The following is a 26,552-nucleotide window of genomic DNA, read 5'->3' on the forward strand; positions in this document are numbered from 1 at the left end:
TCGCCGTCTGGTCCGCTGTCTCGCCGGTCTGGTCTTCGGTCTGGTCTTCGTGCTCTCGTATCACCGGTCACCGCCCGCATGATGGTGGCATGACCGGGCTCCGCAAGGGGGCATCAGGGTGTGTCGATACGGCGTACGCCGTGCGGTGCGCGCCCTGTGGCCATGGTGCGCGCGGTCAACGGGAGCCTGCTCCCCGCTCCACTGTCGGTGGCGTACGGCAGGATGGACAGGGTGAGCGATGAGCTTCCGGAACTCCCGGAGTATGCCGAACGGGTGCTGGACGTCGCCGAGCACATCCCGCCGGGCCGGGTGATGACCTACGGGGACGTCGCCGAATGGCTGGGCGAGGGCGGGCCCCGCCAGGTCGGACGCGTCATGGCGCTGTACGGCGCCGCCGCGCCCTGGTGGCGCGTGGTGCGCTCGGACGGGGCGCTGCTGCCGGGCCACGAGCTGCGCGCCCTCGGCCACTACCGGGAGGAGTCCACGCCGCTGCGCGAGGCGAGCCGCGCCGCCGAGGGGCATCTGCCGCGCCTCGACATGCGCCGTGCGCGCTGGGACGGCGGCGCGGAAGGCGCCGATGGTGCGGGGAGCCGTTCCGGGCGCGCCGAGGAGACAACGGTCACCGCGCGGGCGGCGGGCGCGGAGCACGAGGTCGGCGGCGGGGCGGCTCATATCTGACAGCTTCGGCCATCGGGCGTCGCCGGGGGCGGCCGCAGGCCCGTACGGATGACTCGCTGCGTGCCGGCCGCGCTTCGGCGTACCGTCGACAGTCGGCACGGCCCCCGTCCGCACCCTCATCACCAGCACACCCACCAGGACCGGCGATCCACGTGAGCTCCTCCTCCTTCACCGGGCGTACGACGTACCCCCAGGTACGACGGCGGTCCGCCGGCGCGTACCGACTGGTACGTACCCCGCTGAGGCCGGTGGACCCCCCTTTGCTGGACGCACGGCAGCGGGCGGTGGTTGACCACGGCCGTGGGCCGCTGCTCGTCCTCGCCGGACCGGGCACCGGCAAGACCACGACGCTCGTCGAGGCGGTCGCGGCCAGGGTGGCCGCCGGGACCGACCCCGAGCGCATCCTCGTCCTCACCTTCAGCCGCAAGGCGGCGGTGGAGCTCCGCGACCGGATGGCGCTGCGCCTGGGCGGCACCCGGGGCCCGCAGGCCACCACCTTCCACTCCTACTGCTACGCCCTGGTCCGCGCCCACCAGGACGCCGACCTGTTCGCCGAGCCGCTGCGACTGCTGTCCGGCCCCGAGCAGGACGTGGCCGTGCGCGATCTGCTGGCCGGCCAGCTCGGCCTGGAGCGCGAGGGGCTCGCCCCCGTCCGCTGGCCCGACGAACTGCGCGCCTGTCTGACCACGCGCGGCTTCGCCGACGAGGTGCGCGCGGTGCTCGCCCGCAGCCGGGAGCTGGGCCTGGGGCCGGACGCACTGGCCGACTTCGCCCGGCGCACCGGCCGCCCCGACTGGCGTGCGGCGGCCGCGTTCTTGGCCGAATATCTCGACGTCCTCGACCTCCAGGGCGTACTGGACTACGCGGAACTGGTCCACCGGGCGGTGCTGCTCGCCGAGCGCGCCCCGCACTCCGGCACGTCGTCCCACGTCTCCTCCTCCGCCCCGTCGTACGGGCCCGCTCTGGCCGATGCGTACGACGCGGTGTTCGTGGACGAGTACCAGGACACCGACCCGGCTCAGGTCCGCCTGCTGCGGGCCCTCGCGGGCGGGGGGCGCACGCTGGTCGCCTTCGGCGACCCGGACCAGTCGATCTACGCGTTCCGGGGCGCCGACGTCAACGGGATCCTCGACTTTCCGGACACGTTTCCGCGCGCCGACGGCACTCCGGCGCCGGTCGAGGTGCTGACGACGTCGCGCCGCTCGGGCGAGGCGCTCCTCACGGCGACCCGGCTGCTGACCCGGCGGATGCCGATGCCGCGGCTGCCGTCCGAGAAGGTACGGGCGCACCGCGAGCTGGCGGCGGTACGCGCGGGCGGGCGCGTCGAGTCGTACACCTACCCGACGGCCTCCACGGAGCTGGAGAACATCGCGGACATCGTCCGGCGCGCCCATCTGGAAGAGGGCGTTCCGTGGCATGACATGGCGGTCCTGACCCGCGCTGGCACCCGCGCCCTGTCGGCCCTGCGACGCGCCCTGACCTCGGCGGGCGTCCCGGTGGAGGTGGACGGCACGGACATCCCCCTGCGCCACGAGCCCGCGGTGACGCCCCTGCTGACGGCCCTGCGGGCGGTGGCGACCGCGGCGCTGCCGGGTCCGGCGGAGGCGGGCGACGAGAGCGGTGGCGCGGCCGCCGACGGCGAGGCGGCCGATGACACCCCGCCCACCTGGCTCGACCCCGAAACCGCCCTCGACCTGCTCACCTCGCCCCTCGGCGGCATGGACAGCGCCGACATCCGCCGCCTCGGCCGCGCCCTGCGCGACGAGGAGCGGGCGGCGGGCAATCGCGTGCCGCCGCCCTCCGACCTCCTCCTCGCGCGCGTGCTCGCCGAGCCGGAGCGGCTCGTCGCGCACGACCCCGCGTACGCCCGGGGCGCCCAGCGTCTGAGCGCGCTGCTGCGCAAGGCCCGCGAGCTCCTGGAGGGCGGCGGTACCGCGGCCGAGGCCCTGTGGGAGCTGTGGAGCGGCACCCCGTGGCCCCAGCGCCTCGAACGCGCCGCGCTGCGCGGCGGCACGGCCGGACGCAACGCCGACCGCGACCTGGACGCGGTGTGCGCGCTGTTCGACACCGCGGCGCGCGCCGAGGAGCGCACCGGCGGCCGGGGCGCGCTCAACTTCCTTGAGGAGGTCGACGCCCAGGACATCGCCGCCGACACCCTCACCCGCCGCGCCGTGCGCCCCGACGCCGTACGCCTCATGACCGCCCACCGCTCCAAGGGCCTGGAGTGGAGCCTGGTCGTCGTCGCGGGCGTCCAGGAAGGCCTCTGGCCCGATCTGCGCCGCCGAGGCTCGCTCCTGGAGGCCGACCGCATCGGCCGCGACGGCCTCGCCGAACCGCTCACCCCCGGCGCCCTCCTGGCCGAGGAGCGCCGCCTCTTCTACGTCGCCGCCACCCGCGCGCGCGACCGTCTCGTAGTGACGGCGGTCAAGGCCCCGGCCGACGACGGCGATCAGCCCTCCCGCTTCCTCGCCGAGCTCGGCGAGGAGCCGAAGGACGTCACCGGCCGGCCCCGCCGCCCGCTGGCCGTCGCCGCGCTGGTGGCGGAGCTGCGCGCCACCACCGTCGACCCGGAGGCGTCCGAGGCGCTGCGGGACGCCGCCGCCCGCCGCCTCGCCCGCCTCGCGGCCCTCACCGACGACGAGGGCCAGCCGCTCGTCCCCGCGGCCCACCCGGACCGCTGGTGGGGGTTGAACGAGCCGACGCGCTCCGCGGTTCCCCTGCGCGACCGCGATCACCCGGTCGTGCTCTCCGGCAGCGCGCTCGACCAGCTCGCCAACACCTGCGCGCTGCAGTGGTTCCTGGGCCGCGAGGTGAAGGCCGACGCGCCCGCGACCGCCGCGCAGGGCTTCGGCAACGTGGTGCACGTGCTGGCGGACGAGGTCGCCTCCGGGCGTACGCCCGCCGATCTGGCCGTGCTGATGGAACGGCTGGACTCGGTGTGGGACGCGCTGGCCTTCGACGCGCCCTGGAAGTCGGCCCAGGAGAAGAACAACGCGCGCGTGGCGCTGGAGCGGTTCCTGCGCTGGCACACGCTCGACCGGACGGGCCGCACCCCCGTCGCCACCGAGCACGACTTCGACGTGACGCTGGAGGCCGGCGAGTACGAGGTCCGCATCCGCGGCTCCATGGACCGGGTGGAGCAGGACGAGGCGGGCCGCGCCTATGTCGTCGACTTCAAGACCGGCAAGCAGGCACCCACCGCGAACGAGGTGGCCGCGCATCCGCAGCTGGCGGTCTATCAGCTGGCGGTCGAGCGGGGCGCGGTCGACGAGGCGTTCGCGGGCGAGCGCCCCGCGTCCGGCGGCGCCGAGCTGGTCCATCTGCGTCAGCCCGCCCCCAAGAAGGAGGGCGGCGAGGCGTACCCGAAGGTCCAGGCGCAGGAGCCGCTGGCGGGGGAGTGGGTCGGCGACCTCCTGGCCACGGCCGCGGGCCGGGTCCTGGACGAGCACTTCACCCCGAACCCGGGCCAGCACTGCACGAACTGCACTTTCCGTACGTCGTGCTCGGCCCAGCCGGAGGGGCGGCAGGTGCTGGAGTGACGGATGTGGGGGTGGGGGCGCTGTATTGATGGGGCCACGACAGTCGCCCATGTCGCGGGTTCATCAGTCTGTGAGGAGAGACGCATGCGGGTCAGTCGGAAGGTTCTGGTCGTCGCGGTGGTCTGTACGACCGCCGTCGCCGGTCTTGCGGGTTGCGGCAAGGACGGTGACACCAAGGCCAAGGGCGTTTCCGAGGCCAAGAAGCCGTCCGCAACGGCTTCCCCCACGCCCGTGGACCCGTTCGCGGGGATGACAGCCGACGCGATCGCCGAGAAGGCGGTCGGGGTGACGAAGGCGGCGAACACCGTCAAGGTGTCCGGCGCGGGCATCTCCGACGGTGAGCACATGGCCATCGAGGTCACGGTCACCAGCAAGGGCCACTGCTCCGGCAGGGCGACCGTCAAGGGCGGCACGGCCCACATAGTCAAGGCCGACCTCAAGTCCTTCTACATGAAGGGCGACGAGAAGTTCTACCGGGCCGTCGCCAAGGAGGACGGCACCCCCAAGCGGCAGGCCGACGCCATGATCGAGGTGCTCAAGGGCCGCTGGATGAAGATGCCGGCGGACGCTCCGAAGAAGTCCAAGAAGCGCCACGGCAAGGCGTCCGGCGACGGCATGGGCGAGTTCTGCGTGCTCTCCGAGCTCGTCGCGGGCATGGACGACGACAAGAGCGACCGCACCGGGATGACCAAGGGCGCCGACACTGTCGTCGCCGGTGTGCCCGCGGTCACGCTCAGAGGCAAGAAGCAGCGCGACGGATCCGCCGTCACGATGTACGTCGCCAAGCAAGGGCCGGCCCACCTGCTGAAGGTCGTCGAGACGGGCGGCGACGAGCCGGGCACCGTCACCTTCAGTGACTACGACAAGCCGGTGACGATCACTCCGCCGCCCGCCGACCAGATCATGGACCTGGAGAAGCTGGGCATGAAGCCCGGCGGCAGCTCCGGATCCGGCTCCGGCGGGACCGGTGAGCTGAAGGCCTGACGCCCGGGCGCGCCCCGGCGGGAGGTGCGGGGAGCGTCACACCGGCGTCGACGGGGACCACGGTTGTCAGTGAGCCCCGTTAGCCTCTCTGGGGTGCCCATCCTCACCGACCCCGAAGAGCTCAAGGAGCTCCTCGGCATCCCGTTCACCCCGGAGCAGACGGCGTGCATCACGGCCCCGCCCGCCCCGCAGGTCGTCGTGGCCGGCGCCGGGTCCGGGAAGACCACCGTCATGGCGGCCCGGGTGGTCTGGCTGGTCGGCACCGGGCAGGTCGCCCCCGAGCAGGTCCTCGGCCTGACCTTCACCAACAAGGCCGCGGGCGAGCTCGCCGAGCGGGTCCGGACGGCGCTGGTCCGCGCGGGCATCACCGACCCGGACGCGATCGACCCCGACAACCCCCCGGGCGAGCCGCGGATCTCGACGTACCACGCGTTCGCCGGACAGCTCCTGACCGATCACGGTCTGCGGATAGGTCTTGAGCCCACCTCCCGGCTGCTCGCGGACGCCACCCGCTACCAGCTCGCGGCCCGTGTGCTGCGCGAGGCGCCCGGCCCCTACCCCGCGCTGACCAAGTCCTTCGCCTCCCTTGTCAGCGACCTGCTGGCGCTGGATGCGGAGCTCGCCGAGCACCTCGTACGACCGGAGGAGCTGTGGGCGTACGACCAGGAGCTGCTCCGGGCGCTGGAGGGCGCCAGGCTCAGCAACGCGGATCTGCGCAAGGTGCCCGAAGCGGCCGAGGGTCGGCTGGAACTCCTCGACCTCACCGTCCGTTACCGGGATGCCAAGAAGTCCCGTGACCTGCTCGACTTCGGTGACCAGATCGCGCTCTCCGCCGAGCTCGCCCTCACCCGCCCCGAGGTCGGCCGGATCCTGCGCGACGAGTTCCGCGTCGTGCTGCTCGACGAGTACCAGGACACATCGGTCGCCCAGCGCCGGCTGCTCGCGGCCCTGTTCGGCGAGGGGACCGGACACGCCGTGACGGCCGTCGGCGACCCCTGCCAGGCCATCTACGGCTGGCGCGGCGCCTCGGTGGCCAACCTCGACGACTTCCCGCGCCACTTCCCGTACGCGGACGGCCGCCCGGCCACCCGCCACTCGCTGAGCGAGAACCGCCGCAGCGGCGGCCGTCTGCTCGACCTCGCCAACTCGCTGGCCGCGCCGCTGCGCGCGATGCACGCGGGCGTGGAGGCGCTGCGCCCCGCCCCCGGCGCCGAGCGCGACGGCACGGTCCGCATCGCCCTGCTCGACACCCACCAGGAAGAGATCGACTGGCTCGCGGACTCCCTCGCGCACCTCGTCCGCACCGGCAAGGAGCCCGGCGAGATCGCCGTCCTGTGCCGGACGGCGGGCGACTTCCCGCAGATCCAGGGCGCGCTCGTCGCGCGCGACATCCCGGTCGAGGTCGTCGGCCTCTCCGGGCTGCTCCACCTTCCCGAGGTCGCCGACCTCGTGGCGGTCTGCGAAGTCCTCCAGGACCCGGGCGCCAACGCCTCGCTCGTCCGCGTCCTGACCGGCCCGCGCTGGCGCACCGGCCCTCGCGACCTCGCCCTGCTCGGCCGCCGCGCCCGCCATCTCGTACGGCGCGAGAGGGCCGGGTCCGACGACCCGGACCAGCGGCTCGCGGACGCCGTGGAAGGCGTCGACCCGGCCGAGGTGATCTCCCTCGCGGACGCGCTCGACACCTTCCTGGAGTCGGGCGACGGCGAGGACGACGGGCTGCCGTTCTCGGCCGAGGCGCGGGTCCGCTTCGCCCGGCTCGCCGCCGAGCTGCGCGATCTGCGCCGCTCGCTCGCCGACCCGCTCATGGACGTGCTCCACCGCGTGCTCACCACCACCGGCCTGGAGGTCGAGCTCTCGGCCTCGCCGCACGCCCTGGCCGCCCGGCGCCGCGAGACCCTCGGCAACTTCCTGGACATAGCGGCGGGGTTCGCGGCCCTCGACGGCGAGGCCTCGCTGCTGGCCTTCCTCGGCTTCCTGCGCACCGCCGCCCAGTACGAGAAGGGCCTGGACAACGCCCTGCCCGGCGGCGAGAACACGGTGAAGGTGCTCACCGCCCACAAGTCCAAAGGACTTGAGTGGGACGTGGTCGCCGTCCCCGGCCTGGTCAACGGAACCTTCCCCTCCACCCAGTCGCGGGACGCCTGGACGGCCCAGGCCAAGGTCCTCCCGCACGCGCTGCGCGGCGACGCCCCGACCCTCCCGGCCACTCCGGAGTGGGACGCCAAGGGCCTCAAGGCCTTCAAGGAGGAGCTGAAGGAGCACCAGCACACCGAGGAACTGCGCCTGGGCTACGTCACGTTCACGCGCCCCCGCTCGCTGCTCCTCGGCTCGGGCCACTGGTGGGGCCCGAGCCAGAAGAAGCCGCGCGGCCCGTCCGACTTCCTGGAGGCGCTGTACGCCCACTGCGAGGCGGGCCACGGCGAGATCGAGGCCTGGGCCGACGTGCCGGCCGAGGACGCCGAGAACCCGGCCCTGAGCGAGTCGGCCGCCACGCACGCGTGGCCGCTCCCGCTCGACCCCACGTCCCTGGCGCGCCGACGGAAGGCGGCCGAGACGGTCCTGGCGTACCTGGACGCGGAGGGGGCGGCCGGCGTCGAGCCGCACTACGCGCGGGAGGACTCGGTTCACGCGCGCGTGGAGGCCGACTTCCCCTCCGGGGAAGCGTTCTACGAGGACGGCTCCTACGAGGACGACCCGCTGCCGCCCGACGACTTCGACGCCTTCGGTAACGCGGACGACCTGGATGCCCTCTCCGCGCTGGAGGACGGCTGGGAGAGCCTGCCGACTCAGCGTCCGGCACCGACTCAGCGCCCGGCACCGGCGGAGCCCCCGGCACCGGCCGACGGCCACGCGCGCGCCGACGTGCCCGCCCAGCCCTCCCGCCCCCATACCGACTCCGCTCCGCAGCGCGTCCTCACTCCCGAGGAGCGCCGCGCCATGGCCTCCTGGGACCGCGACCTGGAGGCCCTCACCACTGAGCTCCGCCGCGCCCGCGCCACCAGCCGCGAGGTCCAGGTGCCGCCATCGCTCACGGCCTCCGACCTGCTGCGGCTCGCCGCGGACCCGGACGGCTTCGCCCAGGACCTGGCCCGCCCGATGCCGAAGCCGCCGCAGCCCGCAGCCCGCCGCGGCACCCGGTTCCACGCCTGGGTGGAGTCCCGCTTCGAGGAGCTGCCGCTGCCCATGCTCGGCCCCGACGAGCTCCCCGGCGGCGACGAGAGCGACGCCGACATCGCGGACGAGCGCGACCTGGCGGCCCTCAAGGAGGCGTTCGAGCGCTCCCCGTACGCCCGGCGCACCCCGCTCCGCATCGAAGCGCCGGTCCAGGTCACGCTGGCGGGCCGGGTGATCCGCGGCCGTATCGACGCGGTGTACCCGGGCGAGCGGCCGGGCACGTACGAGATCGTCGACTGGAAGACCGGCCGCGGTGCCACCGGCGACCCGCTCCAGCTCGCCGTCTACCGCCTCGCCTGGGCCGAGCAGCACGGCGTCCCGCTGGAATCCGTCACGGCCGCCTTCCTGTACGTACGTACAGGGGACACGGTCCGCCCCGCCCGCCTGCCGGGCCGCGCCGAGCTGGAGCGGATCCTGCTGGGCGGGACGAGCGGCACCGGCGCACCGGGCGGCGAGCACGGGCACGCGCGCGAGGAGGCCGCCCTCGCGCCCTCACCAGGCCCGGCCGGGACACCGGCGGACATGCCACCACCACCAGCCGGATAGGCTCAATGGCATGAGCGAGACCCCGGACAACGCCGTCCAGACCGCAGTCGACGACACCGTGCGCGCGTACATCGAGCAGCACCGCGCCGCCTTCCTCGACGACCTCGCGCAGTGGCTGCGGATCCCGTCCGTGTCGGCCCAGCCCGAGCACGACGGCGACGTACGGCGCAGCGCCGACTGGCTGGCCGCCAAGCTCAAGGAGACCGGCTTCCCGGTCACCGAGGTCCTCCCGACCCCGGGCGCCCCGGCCGTCTACGCGGAGTGGCCCTCCGGCGACCCCGAGGCCCCCACCGTGCTCGTCTACGGCCACCACGACGTGCAGCCCGCCGCACGCGAGGACGGCTGGCACACCGAGCCCTTCGAGCCGGAGCTGCGCGACGGCCGGCTGTACGGGCGGGGCGCGGCCGACGACAAGGGCCAGGTGTTCTTCCACACCCTGGGCGTGCGGGCGCACCTCGCCGCCACCGGCCGCACCGCCCCCGCCGTCAACCTCAAGCTCCTGGTCGAGGGCGAGGAGGAGTCCGGCTCGCCGAACTTCCGCGCTCTCGTCGAGGCGCACGCGGACCGCTTCGCCGCCGACGCCGTGATCGTCTCCGACACCGGCATGTGGTCGGAGAACACACCTACGGTGTGCACGGGCATGCGCGGCCTCGCCGAGTGCGAGATCCGGCTGTACGGACCGGACCAGGACATCCACTCCGGCTCCTTCGGCGGCGCCGTGCCCAACCCGGCCACCGCCGCCGCCCGCCTGGTCGCGGCGCTGCACGATGCCGACGAGCGGGTCGCCGTGCCCGGCTTCTACGACGGCATCGCCGAGCTGACGGACGCCGAGCGCGAGCTCGTCGCCGAGCTGCCCTTCGACGAGGCCGAGTGGCTGCGTACCGCCAAGTCCCGCGCCCCCCACGGCGAAGCCGGCTACTCGACGCTTGAGCGCGTCTGGGCCCGGCCGACCGCCGAGGTCAACGGCATCGGCGGCGGCTACCAGGGCCCCGGCGGCAAGACGATCATCCCCTCGTCGGCGATGGTGAAGCTGTCGTTCCGGCTGGTCGCCGGGCAGGATCCGGAACGGGTCGAGAAGCTGGTCACCGAGTGGGTCGCCGCCCAGGTCCCGGCCGGCATCCGGCACGAGATCGCCTTCAGCGCGGGCACCCGCCCCTGTCTGACGCCGCTGGACCACCCGGCCCTGCAGTCCGTCGTACGGGCCATGGGCCGCGCCTTCGGCCAGAAGATCCGCTTCACGCGCGAGGGCGGCTCCGGCCCGGCCGCCGACCTCCAGGACGTGCTCGGCGCGCCGGTGCTCTTCCTGGGGATCTCCGTCCCGTCCGACGGCTGGCACGCGCCCAACGAGAAGGTCGAGGTCGACCTCCTCCTCAAGGGCGTCGAGACGACCGCCCACCTGTGGGGCGACCTCGCCGCCACACGGCGGTGAAGGGCCGCGGGGCCGCGCGGCCCTGAAGCACCACCGCTGAACGAACACCGCTGAACCCATCCACCCGGGGGAGTTGGAAGCACCTGTGAGCACCACCAGCACCACCAGCAGTGACGCCGCCGCGGACCGGCCGATCGGCCTCGCCGCACCCATCAGCCTCACCGAGGCGAGCGGCATCGACCGAGCGGCCCACCACCGCCTGGACGAGGCCTGGCTGGCGGCCGCCTGGAGCCACCCGACGACCAGGGTCTTCGTGGTCTCCGGCGGACAGGTCCTGATCGACGACACCGCCGACGGCCGTACGGAACTGGTGATGACCCCGGCCTTCGAGGCCCCGGTCACCGAGACCCACCGCTACTTCCTGGGCACCGACGACGACGGCGTCAGCTACTTCGCGCTCCAGAAGGACTCCCTGCCGGGCCGTATGGACCAGTCCGCGCGCGCGGCGGGCCTGCGCGAGGCCGGGCTGCTCCTGTCGCCCCGGGACACGGGCCTGATGGTCCACGCGGTCGCCCTGGAGAACTGGCAGCGGCTGCACCGCTTCTGCTCCCGCTGCGGCGAGCGCACGGTCATCGCGGCCGCCGGCCACATCCGCCGCTGCCAGGCGTGCGGCGCCGAGCACTACCCGCGCACCGACCCGGCCGTGATCATGCTGGTCACGGACGAGGAGGACCGCGCGCTGCTGGGCCGCCAGGTGCACTGGCCGGAGGGCCGCTTCTCGACCCTGGCCGGCTTCGTCGAGCCCGGCGAGTCCATCGAGCAGTCGGTGCGCCGCGAGGTCTTCGAGGAGGCGGGCGTCACGGTCGGCGAGGTCGAGTACGTCGCCAGCCAGCCCTGGCCCTTCCCGTCCAGCCTGATGCTCGGCTTCATGGCGCACGCCACGTCGTCCGAGATCAACGTGGACGGCGAGGAGATCCACGAGGCCCGCTGGTTCTCCCGCGAGGACCTGCGCGCCGCCTTCGAGTCGGGCGAGGTCCTGCCGCCGTACGGCATCTCGATCGCGGCCCGCCTCATCGAGCTCTGGTACGGCAAGCCGCTCCCCAAGCCCACGCACTGAGCCCGGCGGCCACCGGCCCCGGCACACGGAGGGCCCCCACCGACGTGGTGGGGGCCCTCTACGCGCGCGTGGAGCGGAGGCTCAGACGCCTATCTTCTGCTTGACCTGCGCGAGCGACGGGTTCGTCAGCGTCGAGCCGTCGGCGAAGAGCACGGTCGGCACCGTCTGGTTGCCCCCGTTGGCCTTCTCGACGAAGGCCGCCGACTCCGGGTCCTGCTCGATGTTGATCTCGTTGTACGTGATGCCCTCGCGGTCCATCTGGCTCTTCAGCCGACGGCAGTAGCCGCACCACGTGGTGCTGTACATCGTCACAGTGCCCGGCATGCTCTCGCACTCCTCATGTTCGGCTCGGTGGGTGGATCTTGGTGGGTGGAACTCAGCGGGTGAGCGCCAAGGGGAGAACGTACGCGACCGGGCCTCCATTCCCGCATTAGTACGACCAATCCCGCCCCCTGTGGACAACGCGTCCCTTCCGCCTCCGCCGACCTGGCAGCATGGCGGGGTGACATCAGCAACGCACTCCTCGCTCTTCCCACAGGTCCCCGAGTCGGCGGACGCGGTGCTCGACGGCCTCGACCCCGAGCAGCGCGAGGTCGCGACGGCCCTGCACGGACCGGTGTGCGTGCTGGCCGGCGCCGGGACGGGCAAGACCCGCGCGATCACCCACCGGATCGCGTACGGGGTACGGGCCGGGATCCTGCAGCCGAGCAGTGTGCTGGCCGTCACGTTCACCAACCGCGCGGCGGGCGAGATGCGCGGCCGGCTGCGCCAGCTCGGCGCGGGCGGCGTCCAGGCCCGCACCTTCCACTCGGCCGCCCTGCGCCAGCTCCAGTACTTCTGGCCCAAGGCGGTCGGCGGTGAGCTGCCCCGGCTGGTCGAGCGCAAGGTCCAGCTGGTCGCGGAGGCGGGCGCCCGCTGCCGCGTCCGGCTCGACCGGGGCGAGCTGCGGGACGTCACGGGCGAGATCGAGTGGGCGAAGGTCACCCAGACCGTCCCCGCCGACTACCCGGCGGCGGTCGCCAAGTCGCTGCGCGATGCCCCGCGCGACCCCGCCGAGATCTCCCAGATCTACGGGGCGTACGAAGAGCTCAAGCGCGACCGGGGGATGATCGACTTCGAGGACGTGCTCCTGCTCACCGTCGGCGTCCTCCAGGACCGGCACGACATCGCCGAGCAGATCCGCGGCCAGTACCAGCACTTCGTGGTCGACGAGTACCAGGACGTCAGCCCCCTCCAGCAGCGCCTCCTGGAGCTGTGGCTCGGCGAGCGGGACAGCCTGTGCGTCGTCGGCGACGCCAGCCAGACGATCTACTCGTTCACCGGCGCCACCCCCGACCACCTGCTGAACTTCCGCACCCGCCATCCGAACGCGACGGTGGTGAAGCTGGTGCGGGACTACCGCTCGACCCCTCAGGTGGTGCACCTCGCCAACGGCCTGCTCGGCCAGGCGCGCGGCCGCGCCGCCGAGCACCGCCTCGAACTCGTCTCCCAGCGCGAGGCGGGCCCCGAGCCCCTCTACACGGAGTACGGGGACGAGCCCGCCGAGGCCGAGGGCGTCGCCCGGCGCATCCGCGACCTGATCGCCTCCGGGATCTCGGCCGGCGAGATCGCCGTGCTCTACCGGATCAACGCGCAGTCGGAAATCTACGAGCAGGCCCTCGCCGACGCGGGCGTGGCCTACCAGCTGCGCGGCGCCGAGCGGTTCTTCGAGCGGCCCGAGGTCAGGGAAGCGGGCGTCGCCCTGCGCGGCGCGGCCCGGGCGGGGGGCAACGACTCGCTGCTCGACGACGCCGTGGACCTGCCGTCCCAGGTGCGGGCCGTCCTCGGAACCAAGGGCTGGACGTCCGCGCCCCCGGCGGGCTCCGGCGCGGTCCGCGACCGCTGGGAGTCACTGGCCGCGCTGGTCCGGCTGGCGGAGGACTTCGCGCGTGCCAAGGCGGGCGCGACGCTCTCCGACCTGGTGGCCGAGCTCGACGAGCGCGCGGCCGCGCAGCACGCGCCGACGGTCGAGGGCGTCACCCTGGCCTCGCTGCACGCCGCGAAGGGTCTGGAGTGGGACGCGGTCTTCCTGGTCGGTCTCGCCGAGGGCATGATGCCGATCACATATGCGAAGACCGACGAGCAGGTCGAGGAGGAGCGCCGGCTGCTGTACGTGGGGGTCACCCGGGCCCGCGTGCACCTGGCCCTGTCCTGGTCGCTCTCGCGCTCTCCCGGCGGACGGCCGTCGCGGCGCCCCAGCCGCTTCCTGAACGGCCTGCGGCCGGGGTCCGCGGGCCTCGGCGCCCGCTCCTCGTCGGCGGGCTCCACGGGCGGGATCGAGCGCGGCGTCGCCCGCAGACGGACCCGGCGCGGCCCGGTGCTGTGCCGGGTGTGCGGCAAGACGCTCACCGAAGCCGGTGAGATGAAGCTGATGCGCTGCGAGGACTGCCCCTCCGACATGGACGAGGGTCTGTACGAGCGGCTGCGCGACTGGCGGGCGGGGCAGGCGAGCCTGCTGGGGCAGCCGCCGTACTGCGTGTTCACCGACAAGACCCTGATGGCGATCGCGGAGGCCGTGCCGTCCAGCGGCGGGGAGCTCGCGGTGATCTCAGGTGTCGGCGCCCGCAAGCTGGACCGCTTCGGCACCGATGTCCTGGCCATCTGCGCAGGTGAGGAGGTTGGCGGAAGCGACGAGGAGACCTCTTGAAAACTCGTCGCAAAAATAGTTTGCGCCCGCCCCAGGAATCCCCATAGGTTCTTAACCACGGAAACAGCGGCTTCTCAGAGGCCCTGCGGCCGTGCTCTACTTGCTGTACTTATCCGAATACGCATGGGACAAGGCCCCCGGGCCCCAGCTCCCCGAGACGCCGAGAGGAGGCGAGACCAGTGACCAGCTTCATGAACTTCACCAGCATCAGCACCGCCAAACTGACCGATCGCTCGGTCGTCGCCACCTGCCCGCTCGGCTCCTCGCTCCAGGGCACCGGTATGTCCACCGGTGTCTCCGGTCTGCTCGGCCTCTCGGTCGTCATTCCGTCCTCCCTGGCGAGCTTCCCCGTGCGGAACCGCAATGAGCGACCGACCCAGGCACCGGAAGCAGCAGTAGTGAAGGGACAGGCCCAGGCCTATGCCTTTGCGGCCACCGGTGCCGGAGCCGAGAAGCAGACGACGCAGCACCACACGATGTGGGCCTTCCGTGGGCTCGAACCCTGGAGTGATCCAGCCTGATCCAGGATCAGGCAGGCGCCTTCAGGGCCGCGGAACCCCACCAGGGATCCGCGGCCCTTCTGTTTGTCCCCGAACGGGGACGACAGCGCGAAGGGGCCTCGGTACCAGCCGAAACCCGGCCGACCGGCCGGAACGACAACAAGACGAGGAAGAAAAACACCGTGCAACTCGAAGCGCACGCCCCGTCCGTACCGCCCGCCCAGACGATCCCCCCGCCCGGTCTCACGGAGGACCCCGCCTTGACTCCCCTCACCACGCTCACCGCGCTCGACGACGCCATCGAGAACCTCGGCGTACCCGTCCCCTGCCGCTCGTACGACCCGGAGGTCTTCTTCGCCGAGTCCCCGGCAGACGTCGAGTACGCCAAGTCCCTCTGCCGCACCTGCCCGCTGGTCGAGGCCTGCCTCGCCGGGGCCAAGGAGCGGCGCGAGCCCTGGGGTGTCTGGGGCGGCGAGCTCTTTGTCCAGGGCGTGGTCGTTGCCCGCAAGCGGCCGCGTGGCCGCCCGCGCAAGAACCCGGTTGCTGCATGAACCGCCCGGGAACCATCGACCGCCCCCTGACGAACGACCCCCAGAAGCAGGCCCCTATGACGACGTCCGCCAGCGAGCTCATGGGCTCCGCGACCCCAGACTTCACCACCACCGGCGCGAACGCCTCGCGTCAGAACAGGACCCTCGAAATGCAACTCATGCCAGAAGCCCTCGCCCGTGCCCATATGCACGAGCGCATGCGGGAAGCCGAGGCCGAGCGGCAGGCCATGCGCCTGATCGCCGCCCGGCGGATGCAGCGCCGCGCCGAGCGCGTGTCGATGCGTGCCCGCCGCGCCCTGGCCATGGCCGTCATGCAGTAACGGTCGGCACCGCCAGACAGAGCGCGAAGTGACGAATGAGCCCGCGGGGGCCGGTCCGAACGGACCGGCCCCCGCGGTGCGTTGTGCCCGCAACCACCGCGCGCGGCGGTATCGTCACGAAATGGACGACCCGACTCAGCCGGCTGCCGAGACCGTGGTGTGCTCGCGCTGCGGCACCCCCGCCGAGAGCACTCCGCCGACCTGGACCTACTCCGTCGAGAACGGCGAGCGTCTCTACTTCTGCGACGCCTGCGCGCGCGCCAACCTCCGGGCGATCGAGAGCAGACTCGACTCCGTGTGGTGGTGACCCGCGCGGGGCCCCGCCCCGCCGGGCCCGCCGGACCTCACGCCCCGGCGGGCTGCTCGTCCTCCTCGTCGTCCGGCTCCCCGGCCTCAAGGACCGTCAGGTTCTCCAGCTCGGCCGGCTCCTCCACATCCGCGGGCAGGAACCCGGGCACCCACTCCTCCAGCTCGTCCCGCAGCCGGACCGTCGCGTCCAGCTGGCACAGCACCCCGATGGTGGAGAGCGTCACCCGGTGTATCAGCAGATACGCGGGCGGCAGGTTGAGCTGCTTGCCCAACTGGTGCGCGGGGGAGCGCGGGTCGGCGATCCGGGCAGCCTGCCCGCGCATCCAGGCACGGGTGAAGGTGAACTCGTCCGCCTGCGCGGGCTCGATGATGGGCAGCAGATAGTCCAGGACCGCGTCCGGGTCGAGGTCTATGGACTCCTTCACGAAGCCGCCCTCGCACAGCAGCGCGTAGACGCCCTCGGCGTCGCCTTCGAGCGTCATCCGCAGTGAGTCGCCGATCGTCCGGGGCAGCCCGCCCGGTAGCCGGTCCACCGTCCCGAAGTCCAGCACGCCCAGCCGCCACGCGCCGCCCTCCTTCTCCGGCGGCAGCAGCCGGAAGTTGCCCGGATGCGGGTCCGCGTGCAGCAGCCCGGTCCGCGCCGGGCCCGAGAAGAGGAACCTCGCCAGCAGCTGACCCGCCCGGTCGCGCTGCTCCTCCGTACCGTCCGCGATCACTTCGGACAGCGGGGTCCCGTCGATCCACTCGGTCACCAGGACCTGGTCGCGCTGGTGCACCACATCGGGCACCACCACGTCCGGGTCGTCCGCGAACTCCGCCGCGTGCTCCCGCTGAGCCTGTGCCTCCAGCTCGTAGTCAAGCTCCTCCGAGACCCGGTCGCGCAGCTCTGAGATGAGCGGCTTGATGTCCATGCCCGGGATCAGCGGCCCGAGCAGCCGGGCGAACCGGCTCAGCTGCGTCAGGTCCGAGAGCAGCGCCTCACCGGCGCCCGGGTACTGCACCTTGACCGCGACCTCGCGCCCGTCGTGCCAGACCGCCCGGTGCACCTGCCCTATCGAGGCCGCCGCGGCGGGCTTCTCCTCGAACTCCAGGAACAGCTCGCGCCACTCCTGACCGAGCCGCTCCGCGAGCACCGCGTGCACGGTGCGGGTCGGCATGGGCGGCGCCGCCTCCTGCAACTTGGTCAGCGCGGCCCGGTAGGGACCGGCGACCTCCTCGGGCAGCGCCGACTCGAAGACGGACATGGCCTGCCCGAACTTCATCGCCCCGCCCTTGAGTTCGCCCAGGACCTTGAAGAGCTGCTCGGCGGTGCGCTGCTGGAGCTCGCGGCCGACTATCTCCGCGGACTTGCCTCCGATCCGTTTGCCCAGGCCCCAGGTGGCACGCCCGGCGAAACCAAGTGGCAGCGCGGCCAACTTGGCGGTCCGGGTGACCGCCTTCCGGGGAAGATCAGACATGCGCCCCTCCAAATCCCAGCCGGCCGTGCCGCGCGCCTCGCGGCAGTGCGTCGTCTACAGCGGTTACCGGGCCATTGTGTCCTGCGGCCGTACGCCACCCGAGGCGTCCTCCCCTTCACTGTTCCCACCAGCGCCGCAGGGACAGTCGAGCCGGGCCCCGAGGCGCCGCGGCCGCCAGCCGAGCATGGGCAGCGACGCCTCCCACCGCGTGCCCGTACTCGCCGGGAGGTCGCCGTCCAGAAAGGCCAGTGCGTGCGCCGCGGCCAGCCCCGCCACGGCGGTCGCGAGCGCCAGGTCGCAGGCCGGCACGGCTCCCTGGCGACGGCCGGAGCGCCACTGCGCCAGCATCCGGGGCCAGCCGGGATCGCGCTCGGCCCGCTCCAGCGCCAGACAGCCCGCGCACCCGGTGCCACCGGGCAGGACCAGCGGCCCCACGAGCCCGGTCGTCTCCACAACTCCCGCGTACAGATGGGGGATGCCCGCCGCCACCCACTCCGCGCCGGTCACCGGATCCGGTGCGTACACATCAAGACCGTCCCTGGGGGCCACCACGATCAGTGACAGCCCGGTCGGCTCGTCGCCCTCACCGGCCCGGGGCGGACGGCCCGGCGCCGCGCCCCGCACGAGCTGCTGGGCCGCCGGGACCCTGCGCTCGCCGACCGCCTGCTCGGGCAGCCCGCCGGGCGCCACGTCCCACGGCTGCACGGTCCCGCCGTCGAGCACCTCCACCCGCCCCACCCCCGACGCGGCGAGGACCGAGGCGATCGTCGCCCCCACCCGCCCCGCGCCCCGCACCTGCACCTTCAGGGACCGGCGGGCCGCCAACCGCCGCCCCCCGCCGCCCGGTTCGGGATGGACCAGGCAGAGCGAGGCCAGATCGGATCTGGTCCGGTCGAACGCCTCGGCCCGCCCGCGCAGCGCCTCAGCCGCCGGGCCGCCCGCCGTCGGGTCGTCGACCACCCCGGCCTCGGTCAACCGCTCCACCAGCGCGTCCACTTGGCCGGGCGACAGGTCCAGGGCTCTGGCCTCCTCGTACAGCCGCGGCAGGCCGCGGGTGCCGTCCAGGAGCTCCAGGAAGCTCCCCGTCGCCGTGTCCACGGGCGAGACCACCACCGCCCGCGCCGGTGTCACCCCGAATTGCACGGTCTGCCGGTCGCGCCACGCCCGGCGCAGTGCCGGTTTCAGCATCGGATGCATGTCAACCCCCGTTGTTCCGCGCGTCCGCCGCCGGGCGCGAGCCACCGTCCGATCACGAGCAGGTCATGAGCCGTCCGCCATGAGCCGTCCGTCATGAGTCGTCCGGTCACGGTGCGTCCGGTCACGATCCGTCGTGCGATCCGTTGCCAGAATGCCGGGTGCGGCGAACTCGTGCGGAAAGTTGTCCACAGGCGGGGGCATTAGTCATTCAAATGGTGCACGTCCGGAATGGATCATGGGTGAACCCTCCCGGAGGCGGGACTTCCCCCACTGACAGCGGGTAACGTCGGGGCGTGCCCGCCGACCCACTGCAGAGTGCCGGAAGCCCGCCCCGCAGTCCGACAAGTCCGCCGCCCCGCGGTCATGCGACGAGCGCGGTCGAGGTGCGCAGGAGCGCCCGGCGCAACAGGACGGTCTCCGCGTACCGCGAGGGCGACCGCACCATCGTGCTGATCCCGGCCCGGATGTCCGAGGCCGAGGAGCAGCGCTGGGTGAACGTGATGCTCGACAAGCTCGCCGCCCAGGAGAGCAAGCGGATGCTGGGCGACGCGGAACTGACCGAGCGCGCCGAGCGGTTGTCCGACCTGTACTTCGAGGGTCGCGCGCGTCCCGCCTCGGTGCGCTGGGTGACCAACCAGAACACCCGCTGGGGCTCGTGCACCCCGGCGGAGGGCAGCATCCGCCTCTCGCACCGGCTTCAGGGCATGCCCGAGTACGTCGTCGACTATGTCCTCGTCCACGAGCTGGCCCATCTCCTGGTGCCGGGCCACGGGCCGCGCTTCTGGCGGCTGCTCGACGCCTATCCCCGTACGGAACGCGCGCGTGGATACCTCGAAGGGGTGGTGGCGGCCGAGCGGCTGCCCCATCTGCCCGCCGCTCGCGGAGAGTGATCTCGCCGATCGTGTACCGAATGCGTACCGGCGTGCCACCGGCTTGGCCGATTGTCGTGGGCAGCCGTTAGCCTGGCGCGACCAATCACACTCGGGAGTGGGGGACGGTCGTTACGCATGGCCAGGGAATTCCAGCGCGGCCACAAGGCCAAGATCAGTGACCTGACAGCGGGAACGGATCTGTATGTAGGCGTGCAGATCGGCGCCCCCGGGCTGTCCTTCGACATCAGCTGCTTCGGCCTCGACGCGAACGAGCAGCTGTCCGACGACCGGTATTTCATCTTCTTCAACCAGCCCAAGTCGCCCGAGGAGTCCATTCAGCTCCTGGGTGCCCAGGCCGGTGACACCGAGTCGTTCCGCATCACCCTGGACCGCGTCCCGGCCCACGTCCACAAGCTCGCGTTCACCGCGACGCTGGACGGCGCGGGCCAGATGTCGCAGGTCGGCCCCGGGTACATCAGAGTCGTCGCCGGCGGCGAAGAGGTCGTCAGATACGCGTTCACGGGCGCCGAGTTCAGCACCGAGCGCGCGGTGATGCTGGGCGACTTCTACCTCAAGGACGTCTGGCGCTTCGCGGCCGTCGGCCAGGGCTTCGACGGCGGCCTGGAGGCGCTGCTGAAGAACTTCGGCGGCGAGGTCGCCGAGGAGGAGCCCGCGGCGCCGCAGCAGCCGCAGGGCGCCTCGCCGGGCTTCGCCCCGCCCGCCCAGACCGCCCCCGCGCCCCAGTTCGGCGCCCCGGCCGCACCGCAGCAGCCCCAGCCCCCGCAGCCGGCCCCGCAGTTCGGCAGCCCCGCGCCCGCCCCGGCCCCGGCTCCCGCGCAGCACTACGCACCGCCGCCGCCCGGTTCCACGCCGCCCCCGGCGCCCGCGCCCAGCCCGCAGATCCACGCGGCGCCGACCATCGCCGCGCCCATGACCCTGCCGCCGGGCACCGTTCCGCCCCCGGCCGCCCCGGCCCCGTACGGACAGCCGCCCCAGCAGCCTTCGTACGGCCAGGTCCCGGGCCAGTACCCCGGCCAGGCCCCGCCGCTCGGCGCGCCCGCCCCGTACGGTCAGCCCGCGCCCTACGGCCAGCCCGCTCCGTACGGTCAGCAGCCCGGTGTCCCGCAAGGGATGCCGCAGCACGGCGGCGGCCTCGCGGGCGCCATCCAGCAGTACAAGGAGCTGCCCACCGGACAGCGCTGGACCCCGCAGAACAAGCAGCTCGTCCGGGTGGACCTCGGCACCGGCGGCTCCTCGGTGCTCGCCCGCCAGGGCAGCATGGTGATGTACCAGGGCAAGGTCGACTTCGGCTACAAGGGCGCCGGATTCGCCGGCCGGATCGTCGGCAACGCGACCGGCCAGGAGATGCAGCTGATGCGCTGCAGCGGCCGCGGCCAGGTCTTCCTCGCCGAGAACAGCGCCCATCTGCACCCCATCGAACTCCAGGGCGACGGCATCTGCGTCTCCGCCGAGCACGTCCTGGCCTTCGACGAGTCCCTTCAGTACGAGGTCCGCCGTATCGAGGGCCACGGCATCCCTGGCGGCGCGCTGTTCACCATGCAGTTCCAGGGCACCGGCACGCTCGTGGTGATGACCCACGGCACCCCGGTGGTGCTCCCGGTCACCCCGACCACGTTCGCGGACAGCGACGCGATCGTGGCCTGGTCGTCCGCCTCGCAGGTGATCGTCTCCAGCCAGGTCCGGCTGCGCCGCAACGCCTACCCCGGCCACAGCGGCGAGTCCGTCAACCTGCAGTTCCGCGGCGCGCCCGGGAACTTCATCGTCGTCCAGCCGTACGAGGTCTGAGGGAGCCCGGACAATGAACCAGCAGCTCGCGGGCTATGCCCCCACCCCCGTCGCCGCCCGGATGGAGAATCACGGCAGCGCCATGCTCAAGGTGGCCATGGCCACCGGACAGGACCTCTTCGCGCGCGTGGGCTCGATGGTCGCCTACGAAGGCTTCATCCAGTACGAGCCGAACCCGCCGGCCGTGCGCCAGATCGCCCGCGACTGGATCACCGGTGAGGGCGCCCCGCTGATGAAGTGCACCGGCGACGGACTGCTCTACCTCGCCGACTACGGCGCCAATGTGGTCGTCGTCCAGCTCAACAACGACGCGCTGTCCGTCAACGGCACCAATGTGCTCGCCTTCGACGCGAGCCTCCAGTGGGGCGTCGAGCGGGTCAAGGGCCTCGCCAAGTTCGCGGGGCAGGGCCTGTTCAACGTGAAGATCTCCGGCACCGGCTGGGTCGCCCTGACCTCACGCGGCACGCCGGTCGTCGTCGACTGCGGAAGCGGCGAGGACGAGACGTACGTCGACCCGGACGCCCTCGTGGCCTGGTCCCCGAACCTCAAGGTGAAGGGCAAGCGCAGCTTCAAGGCGTCCTCGCTGATCGGCCGGGGCAGCGGAGAGGCGTACCAGATGGCCTTCTCGGGCCAGGGGATCGTCGTCGTACAGCCGAGTGAGGACAGCACCGACCGCCTGCGGGCCCGGGGCTGAGGGGAGCGAGAACACCATGCAGAGCCCGCTTTTCAGCTACACCGAGCAGCAGTCCCAGGAGCGCTACAGCGCGCACCACTCGCAGATGCTGCGGGTGGTGCTCACCGGCCACGACGACATCCTCGCCCGCAAGGGCTCGATGGTCGCCTACCAGGGGCTGATGGAGTTCGACGGCGAGTACCAGTCGAACGGCAACCAGCGCGCCCGCGCCCACACCGGCGAGGGCCTGGACCTGATGCGCGTCTCCGGTCAGGGCACCGTCTACCTCGCCAACCTCGCGCAGTACGTCCACGTAGTGGACGTGGACCGGGACGGGCTGACCGTGGACAGCGGCTACGTCCTGGCCATGGACTCCTCGCTGCACTACGAGGTCATCGCCGTGGACAGCCAGTACGGCATCTCCGGCACCGGCAAGTTCCAGCTCAACATCACCGGCACCGGCAAGGTCGTCCTGATGACCTCGGGCCAGCCGCTGATGCTCCAGGTCACCCCGGACAAGTACGTCAACGCCGACGCCGACGCGATCGTGGCCTGGTCCACCTCGCTGCGGGTGCAGATGCAGGCGCAGACGCACTCCACGGGCGTGTGGCGGCGCCGTGGCAACACGGGGGAGGGCTGGGAGCTCAGCTTCCTCGGACAGGGCTTCGCGCTCGTCCAGCCCAGCGAGGTGCTGCCGCCGCAGAACGCGGTGATCGGCCAGGGCATGCGGGCCCAGTACGGCGTGGGCCAGCAGGGCGCCCACGCCCAGAACCAGGGCAACGCCTGGAGCTGACCGGGCATCGGTAATCGGTAATCGGTAATCGGTAAGGGGCGGTCGCCATGGACGACCGCCCCTTACCCGTTCACCCGTTACTGCCGGTCAATCCGTCAGCCCGTCCGTCCGTCACAGACGGGCCCGCGCGGCCTCCATCAGCCGCACCACCGAGTCGTCGGCGACCCCGGCCACCTCGTCGTAGCCGAACCAGCGCAGGTCCAGCGACTCGTCGCTGATCGCCTCGACCGCGCCGGCCGGGGCCAGCGCCGCGTACTGGACGTCCAGGTGCCAGTTGCAGGGCGAGGGGATCGGGTGCCGGTCGAGCCGGACGGGTCCGCCCGGCAGCAGTGTGAGACCGGACACACCGGACTCCTCGGTCGCCTCGCGCAGGGCGGCGGCCGTCAGCGAGATGTCCTCCGGCTCGCAGTGGCCGCCCATCTGCAGCCACATGTTCAGCTTGCGGTGCAGCGTCAGCAGCACCTGCCCGCGCTCCGGGGCGATCACCAGCGCGCTCGCCGTGAGGTGGCCGGCCGTGCAGGCCTTCCACATCCCGTCCGGGTGCGCCGACAGATGGTCGAGGTACGTCCGGCGCAGCTCGGGCTGGTCCTCGTACTCCTTCAGGACGAGGACCGCGTCTTCGTGCAGGCTCACTTGCCGTCGTCGCCCTTGCTGTCGTCCTTGGCCCCGGGGCCGTCCTTGGGCTCGTCCTTGCGGGAAGCCGCCTCGCCGAGCATCTTGTCGAGCTCCGAGAAGTCCAGCTGCTCGCGGTGGACGAAGCCGTCCGGGTCGTCCAGGTCGGAGGCGGTCGGCAGCATGTCCGGGTGCTCCCACAGGTCGTCGCGACCGTCGACCCCGCGCGCGTCCGTGAGCGAGGCCCACAGGCGCGAGGCGTCCCGCAGACGGCGCGGGCGCAGCTGGAGACCGATCAGGGTGGCGAAGGTCTGCTCGGCGGGACCGCCGGTCGCCCGGCGCCTGCGCAGTGTCTCGCGCAGGGCGTCGGCCGAGGTGAGGCGCGGCTTGGCGGCCTCGTGGACCACCGCGTCCACCCAGCCCTCGACCAGGGCCAGAGCCGTCTCCAGACGGGCCAGGGCGGCCTTCTGCTCCGGGGTGTCCTCCGGCTGGAACATGCCCTGCTGAAGGGCTTCCTGAAGCTGCTCGGGGTTGGACACGTCGAGCTGGCCGACCGCGTCCTCCAGCTTCGCCGTGTCGACCTTGATCCCGCGCGCGTAGCCCTCGACCGCGCCGAACAGGTGCGAGCGCAGCCACGGCACATGGGCGAAGAGGCGCTGGTGAGCCGCCTCGCGCAGGGCGAGGTAGAGCCGGACCTCGTCCTTCGGGACGCCCAGGTCCTTGCCGAACGTCTCGATGTTCAGCGGCAGCAGCGCGGCCTTGCCTGCCGGGCCGAGCGGCAGGCCGATGTCGGTCGAGCCGACGACCTCGCCCGCGAGGACGCCCACGGCCTGCCCGATCTGCTGGCCGAACATGGCGCCGCCCATGGAGCGCATCATGCCGATCAGCGGGCCCGCCATGGCCTGCATCTCCTCGGGCAGCACGCCGCCCATGGCCGCACCGACGCGCTCGGCGACCGGGTCGACGAGCTCCTTCCAGGCCGGCTGGGTCGCCTCGACCCACTCGGCGCGGCTCCACGCCACGGCCGTCGACGCGCCCGAGGGCAGCGAGGTCACCCCGTCCAGCCACAGGTCGGCCAGTCGGACAGCCTCCTCGACGGCGGCGCGCTCGGCCGGGCCGACACTTTCGTCCTTGGTGCCGTCGGCGGTGCCCTGGGCCACCGTCTGGCGCGCGATCTGCTTGGCCATGTCCCAGTTCACGGGACCGCCCTCGTAGCTGAGCATCTGGCCGAGCTGCTGGAAGGCGGCTCCCAGGTCGTTCGGGTTCAGCGAACCGAACATCGCCGCGAACGGATTGTCCGCGCCGCCGGCCCCGGAACCGAACCCGAACGGATTCGCCGGGCCGCCCTGGTTGCCCTTGCCCTTCTCCTTGCCCTCGTCGCCGTTCTCCGGCTCCTCCGGCGGAAGGCCGAATCCGAATGGGTTGTCACTCACGGGTTTCCTCGGCTCCTAGGGCCGCCGGCTCCTGCCGACGGCGACTGCCCACCAACACCACCAGCGTAGACATCCGGGCCGGATAAGGGCTCGGTGCTCCGCCGACTCTTGGCCTGCGGCAGGATGGACGTCACCTGGTCCGTACGCGTCATTCGTGTACGTACTGAAGACAACCGCTGGAGACGCCCGGTGAGTTCCCCAGATCCGCAGGTTCGCGCAGCGCGAAACCCTTCCCCCTCAGCAGCGCGGGGTCCCGTCGTCGCGGTCACCGGTGCCGCGGCCGGAATCGGCGCGCTGCTCACCGCGCGGCTCGCCGCATCCGAGGAGATCAAGCAGGTCATCGCCATCGACGAGCGCCGGGGCGAGGTGACCGAGGCCACCTGGCACATCCTGGACGTGCGCGACCCGGCGATCGCCGAGAAGCTGCGCGGCGCCGATGTCGTCGTCCACCTGGCGCTCGACCTCGACCTGGAGACCGACGCGGCCGCCCGTACGGCGTACAACGTACGCGGTACCCAGACCGTGCTGACCGCGGCCGCGGCGGCCGGGGTCCACCGGGTCGTGCTGTGCACCTCGGCCATGGTCTACGGGGCGCTGCCCGACAACGACATCCCGCTGTCCGAGGACGCCGAGCTGCGGGCCACCGCCGAGGCGACCGGCGTCGGCGACCTGCTGGAGATCGAGCGCCTGGGCCGCCGCGCCCCGCGCGCCCACCCCGGCCTCAACGTCACGGTGGTCCGGCCCGCCGTCCTGGTCGGCGGCACCGACACCGCGCTCACCCGGTACTTCGAGTCGCCGCGCCTCCTGGTGGTCGCCGGATCCCGTCCGACCTGGCAGTTCTGCCACGTCGAGGACCTGTGCAGCGCTCTGGAGTACGCGGCTCTGGAGAAGGTCGACGGGGAGTTCGCGGTCGGCTGCGACGGGTGGCTCGAACAGGAAGAGGTCGAGGAGCTCAGTGGCATCCGGCGGATGGAGCTGCCCTCGGCGGTCGCGCTCGGCGCCGCGGCCCGGCTGCACCGGATCGGGCTCACCCCGTCCCCGGCGGGCGACCTGGCGTACACGATGCACCCCTGGGTGGTGAGCGTCGGGCGGCTGCACGACGCGGGCTGGCGGCCGCAGTGGACCAACGAGGAGGTTCTGGCGGAGCTTCTGGAGGAGGCCGCGGGACGACACACCGTGGCGGGGCGCCGGCTGGGCCGGAAGGACGCCACCGCCGCCGGGGCCGCCGGAGCGACGGTCGCCCTGCTGGGAGCGGCCGCGGTGGTCCGCAGGGCCCGCAAGCGCCGGGGGCTGTAGGACCCTCCTACGGAGGGTGTGGGTGACGGGGTGAAAGAGCTATACCGCGATGTCAGTGCGGTACGGCACGATGGATCCATGGCACAGACGTACTCCGATCACCCCGGCGAGCAGGCGGCGGACGACCCGATCCGGCTGCTTGAGATCCGTGACACCCCGCTCTCCCTGGACGAGGTGTTCCGCGCCGTGGGCGACCCCTCGGCGGGCGGCACGGCGCTGTTCGTCGGCACCGTGCGCGACCACGACGGCGGCGCGGACGTGGCAGCGCTGGGGTACTCGTGCCATCCGACGGCCGAGGCGGAGATGCGCCGAGTGGCCGACAAGGTCGTTGCCGAGTTCCCGGTCCGCGCGCTGGCGGCCGTCCACCGGGTGGGCGAACTGGCCGTGGGTGATCTGGCGGTCGTCGTGGCGGTCTCCTGTCCGCACCGCGGGGAGGCGTTCGCGGCGTGCCGCAAGCTGATCGACGACCTGAAGCACGAGGTCCCGATCTGGAAGAACCAGAAGTTCGCGGATGGAACCGAGGAGTGGGTCGGCGCCTGCTGACCTCCGGGGGTGCCCCCAACGGGTGAACGGGCCGCCCGTTCGGGGTGTCTGAAACCCTGTCGGGGGGATCCGCCCCGATTTGCGTAACCGCACCCCT

General features: G+C 72.6%; 22 protein-coding genes. 17 read left to right on the forward strand and 5 right to left on the reverse strand.

All coding sequences use genetic code 11. The annotated features are described in order from the left end of the window. Positions 1–222 precede the first annotated feature (222 nt). From OG965_RS26625 to nudC, 6 genes are all read left to right on the forward strand, one after another. The gene (locus tag OG965_RS26625) at positions 223–678 is read left to right on the forward strand and encodes an MGMT family protein (RefSeq protein ID WP_371657066.1); all 456 of its coding nucleotides are present in this window, start codon (positions 223–225) and stop codon (positions 676–678) included. A 152-nt stretch (positions 679–830) separates the two neighbouring features. Further along, entirely contained in the window at positions 831–4,217 is a 3,387-nt protein-coding gene (locus OG965_RS26630) for an ATP-dependent helicase (protein ID WP_371654579.1), read from the forward strand. 84 nt (positions 4,218–4,301) lie between these two features. Further along, on the forward strand, positions 4,302–5,201 hold the full coding sequence (locus OG965_RS26635) for a hypothetical protein (protein WP_371654580.1): 900 nt from the start codon (positions 4,302–4,304) through the stop codon (positions 5,199–5,201). 93 nt (positions 5,202–5,294) lie between these two features. After that, entirely contained in the window at positions 5,295–8,921 is a 3,627-nt protein-coding gene (locus tag OG965_RS26640) for a UvrD-helicase domain-containing protein (RefSeq protein ID WP_371654581.1), read from the forward strand. 10 nt (positions 8,922–8,931) lie between these two features. Beyond that, positions 8,932–10,350: a dipeptidase gene (locus tag OG965_RS26645; RefSeq protein WP_371654582.1), complete on the forward strand. Its 1,419-nt coding sequence runs from the start codon at positions 8,932–8,934 to the stop codon at positions 10,348–10,350. An 85-nt stretch (positions 10,351–10,435) separates the two neighbouring features. Beyond that, positions 10,436–11,407 (forward strand): NAD(+) diphosphatase, encoded by a 972-nt coding sequence (nudC, locus tag OG965_RS26650; RefSeq protein WP_371654583.1) that lies wholly within the window; start codon positions 10,436–10,438, stop codon positions 11,405–11,407. 81 nt (positions 11,408–11,488) lie between these two features. Here the strand turns inward: nudC and OG965_RS26655 are convergent, their stop codons facing one another. Beyond that, entirely contained in the window at positions 11,489–11,731 is a 243-nt protein-coding gene (locus OG965_RS26655; RefSeq protein ID WP_360839817.1) for a mycoredoxin, read from the reverse strand. 130 nt (positions 11,732–11,861) lie between these two features. Here OG965_RS26655 and OG965_RS26660 point away from each other — a divergent pair, with 130 nt between their 5' ends. The 5 genes from OG965_RS26660 (at position 11,862) to OG965_RS26680 (ending at position 15,771) form a co-directional block, all read left to right on the forward strand. After that, the gene (locus OG965_RS26660; protein WP_371654584.1) at positions 11,862–14,093 is read left to right on the forward strand and encodes an ATP-dependent DNA helicase UvrD2; all 2,232 of its coding nucleotides are present in this window, start codon (positions 11,862–11,864) and stop codon (positions 14,091–14,093) included. Between the two features lie 191 nt (positions 14,094–14,284). Then, positions 14,285–14,614, forward strand: coding sequence for a hypothetical protein (locus tag OG965_RS26665; protein WP_371657067.1), 330 nt, complete (start codon positions 14,285–14,287; stop codon positions 14,612–14,614). Positions 14,615–14,775: 161 nt separating this feature from the next. Then, a complete protein-coding gene (locus tag OG965_RS26670; RefSeq protein WP_371654585.1) occupies positions 14,776–15,144 on the forward strand; it encodes a WhiB family transcriptional regulator in 369 nt (122 codons plus the stop codon). Next, a complete protein-coding gene (locus OG965_RS26675) occupies positions 15,141–15,464 on the forward strand; it encodes a hypothetical protein (protein ID WP_067163770.1) in 324 nt (107 codons plus the stop codon). The genes OG965_RS26670 and OG965_RS26675 overlap by 4 nt, the downstream gene beginning before the upstream one ends. 121 nt (positions 15,465–15,585) lie before the next feature. Beyond that, positions 15,586–15,771 (forward strand): hypothetical protein, encoded by a 186-nt coding sequence (locus OG965_RS26680; RefSeq protein ID WP_361387142.1) that lies wholly within the window; start codon positions 15,586–15,588, stop codon positions 15,769–15,771. A gap of 37 nt (positions 15,772–15,808) precedes the next feature. Here the strand turns inward: OG965_RS26680 and OG965_RS26685 are convergent, their stop codons facing one another. Beyond that, positions 15,809–17,230, reverse strand: a complete 1,422-nt coding sequence (locus OG965_RS26685) for an ABC1 kinase family protein (RefSeq protein WP_371654586.1) — start codon at positions 17,228–17,230, stop codon at positions 15,809–15,811. 63 nt (positions 17,231–17,293) lie between these two features. Next, positions 17,294–18,427, reverse strand: coding sequence for a ThiF family adenylyltransferase (locus tag OG965_RS26690; RefSeq protein ID WP_371654587.1), 1,134 nt, complete (start codon positions 18,425–18,427; stop codon positions 17,294–17,296). Positions 18,428–18,720: 293 nt separating this feature from the next. On the opposite strand from OG965_RS26690, the gene OG965_RS26695 reads away from it, so the two are divergent. From OG965_RS26695 to OG965_RS26710, 4 genes are all read left to right on the forward strand, one after another. Beyond that, entirely contained in the window at positions 18,721–19,317 is a 597-nt protein-coding gene (locus OG965_RS26695; RefSeq protein ID WP_371654588.1) for a M48 family metallopeptidase, read from the forward strand. Between the two features lie 117 nt (positions 19,318–19,434). Then, entirely contained in the window at positions 19,435–21,105 is a 1,671-nt protein-coding gene (locus OG965_RS26700) for a TerD family protein (RefSeq protein WP_371654589.1), read from the forward strand. Between the two features lie 13 nt (positions 21,106–21,118). After that, positions 21,119–21,799: an AIM24 family protein gene (locus OG965_RS26705; protein ID WP_067163775.1), complete on the forward strand. Its 681-nt coding sequence runs from the start codon at positions 21,119–21,121 to the stop codon at positions 21,797–21,799. 16 nt (positions 21,800–21,815) lie between these two features. Next, the gene (locus tag OG965_RS26710) at positions 21,816–22,571 is read left to right on the forward strand and encodes an AIM24 family protein (RefSeq protein ID WP_371654590.1); all 756 of its coding nucleotides are present in this window, start codon (positions 21,816–21,818) and stop codon (positions 22,569–22,571) included. A gap of 111 nt (positions 22,572–22,682) precedes the next feature. Here the strand turns inward: OG965_RS26710 and OG965_RS26715 are convergent, their stop codons facing one another. After that, on the reverse strand, positions 22,683–23,204 hold the full coding sequence (locus OG965_RS26715) for an NUDIX hydrolase (protein ID WP_371654591.1): 522 nt from the start codon (positions 23,202–23,204) through the stop codon (positions 22,683–22,685). After that, the gene (locus OG965_RS26720; RefSeq protein ID WP_371654592.1) at positions 23,201–24,616 is read right to left on the reverse strand and encodes a zinc-dependent metalloprotease; all 1,416 of its coding nucleotides are present in this window, start codon (positions 24,614–24,616) and stop codon (positions 23,201–23,203) included. The genes OG965_RS26715 and OG965_RS26720 overlap by 4 nt, the downstream gene beginning before the upstream one ends. Positions 24,617–24,805: 189 nt before the next feature. Here OG965_RS26720 and OG965_RS26725 point away from each other — a divergent pair, with 189 nt between their 5' ends. Both OG965_RS26725 and OG965_RS26730 read left to right on the forward strand, forming a co-directional pair. Next, a complete protein-coding gene (locus OG965_RS26725; RefSeq protein ID WP_371654593.1) occupies positions 24,806–25,912 on the forward strand; it encodes an SDR family oxidoreductase in 1,107 nt (368 codons plus the stop codon). Between the two features lie 78 nt (positions 25,913–25,990). Beyond that, positions 25,991–26,455, forward strand: coding sequence for a molybdenum cofactor biosynthesis protein MoaE (locus OG965_RS26730; RefSeq protein ID WP_371654594.1), 465 nt, complete (start codon positions 25,991–25,993; stop codon positions 26,453–26,455). Positions 26,456–26,552 lie beyond the last annotated feature (97 nt).

This window comes from Streptomyces sp. NBC_00224 (assembly GCF_041435195.1).
Lineage (GTDB): Bacteria > Actinomycetota > Actinomycetes > Streptomycetales > Streptomycetaceae > Streptomyces.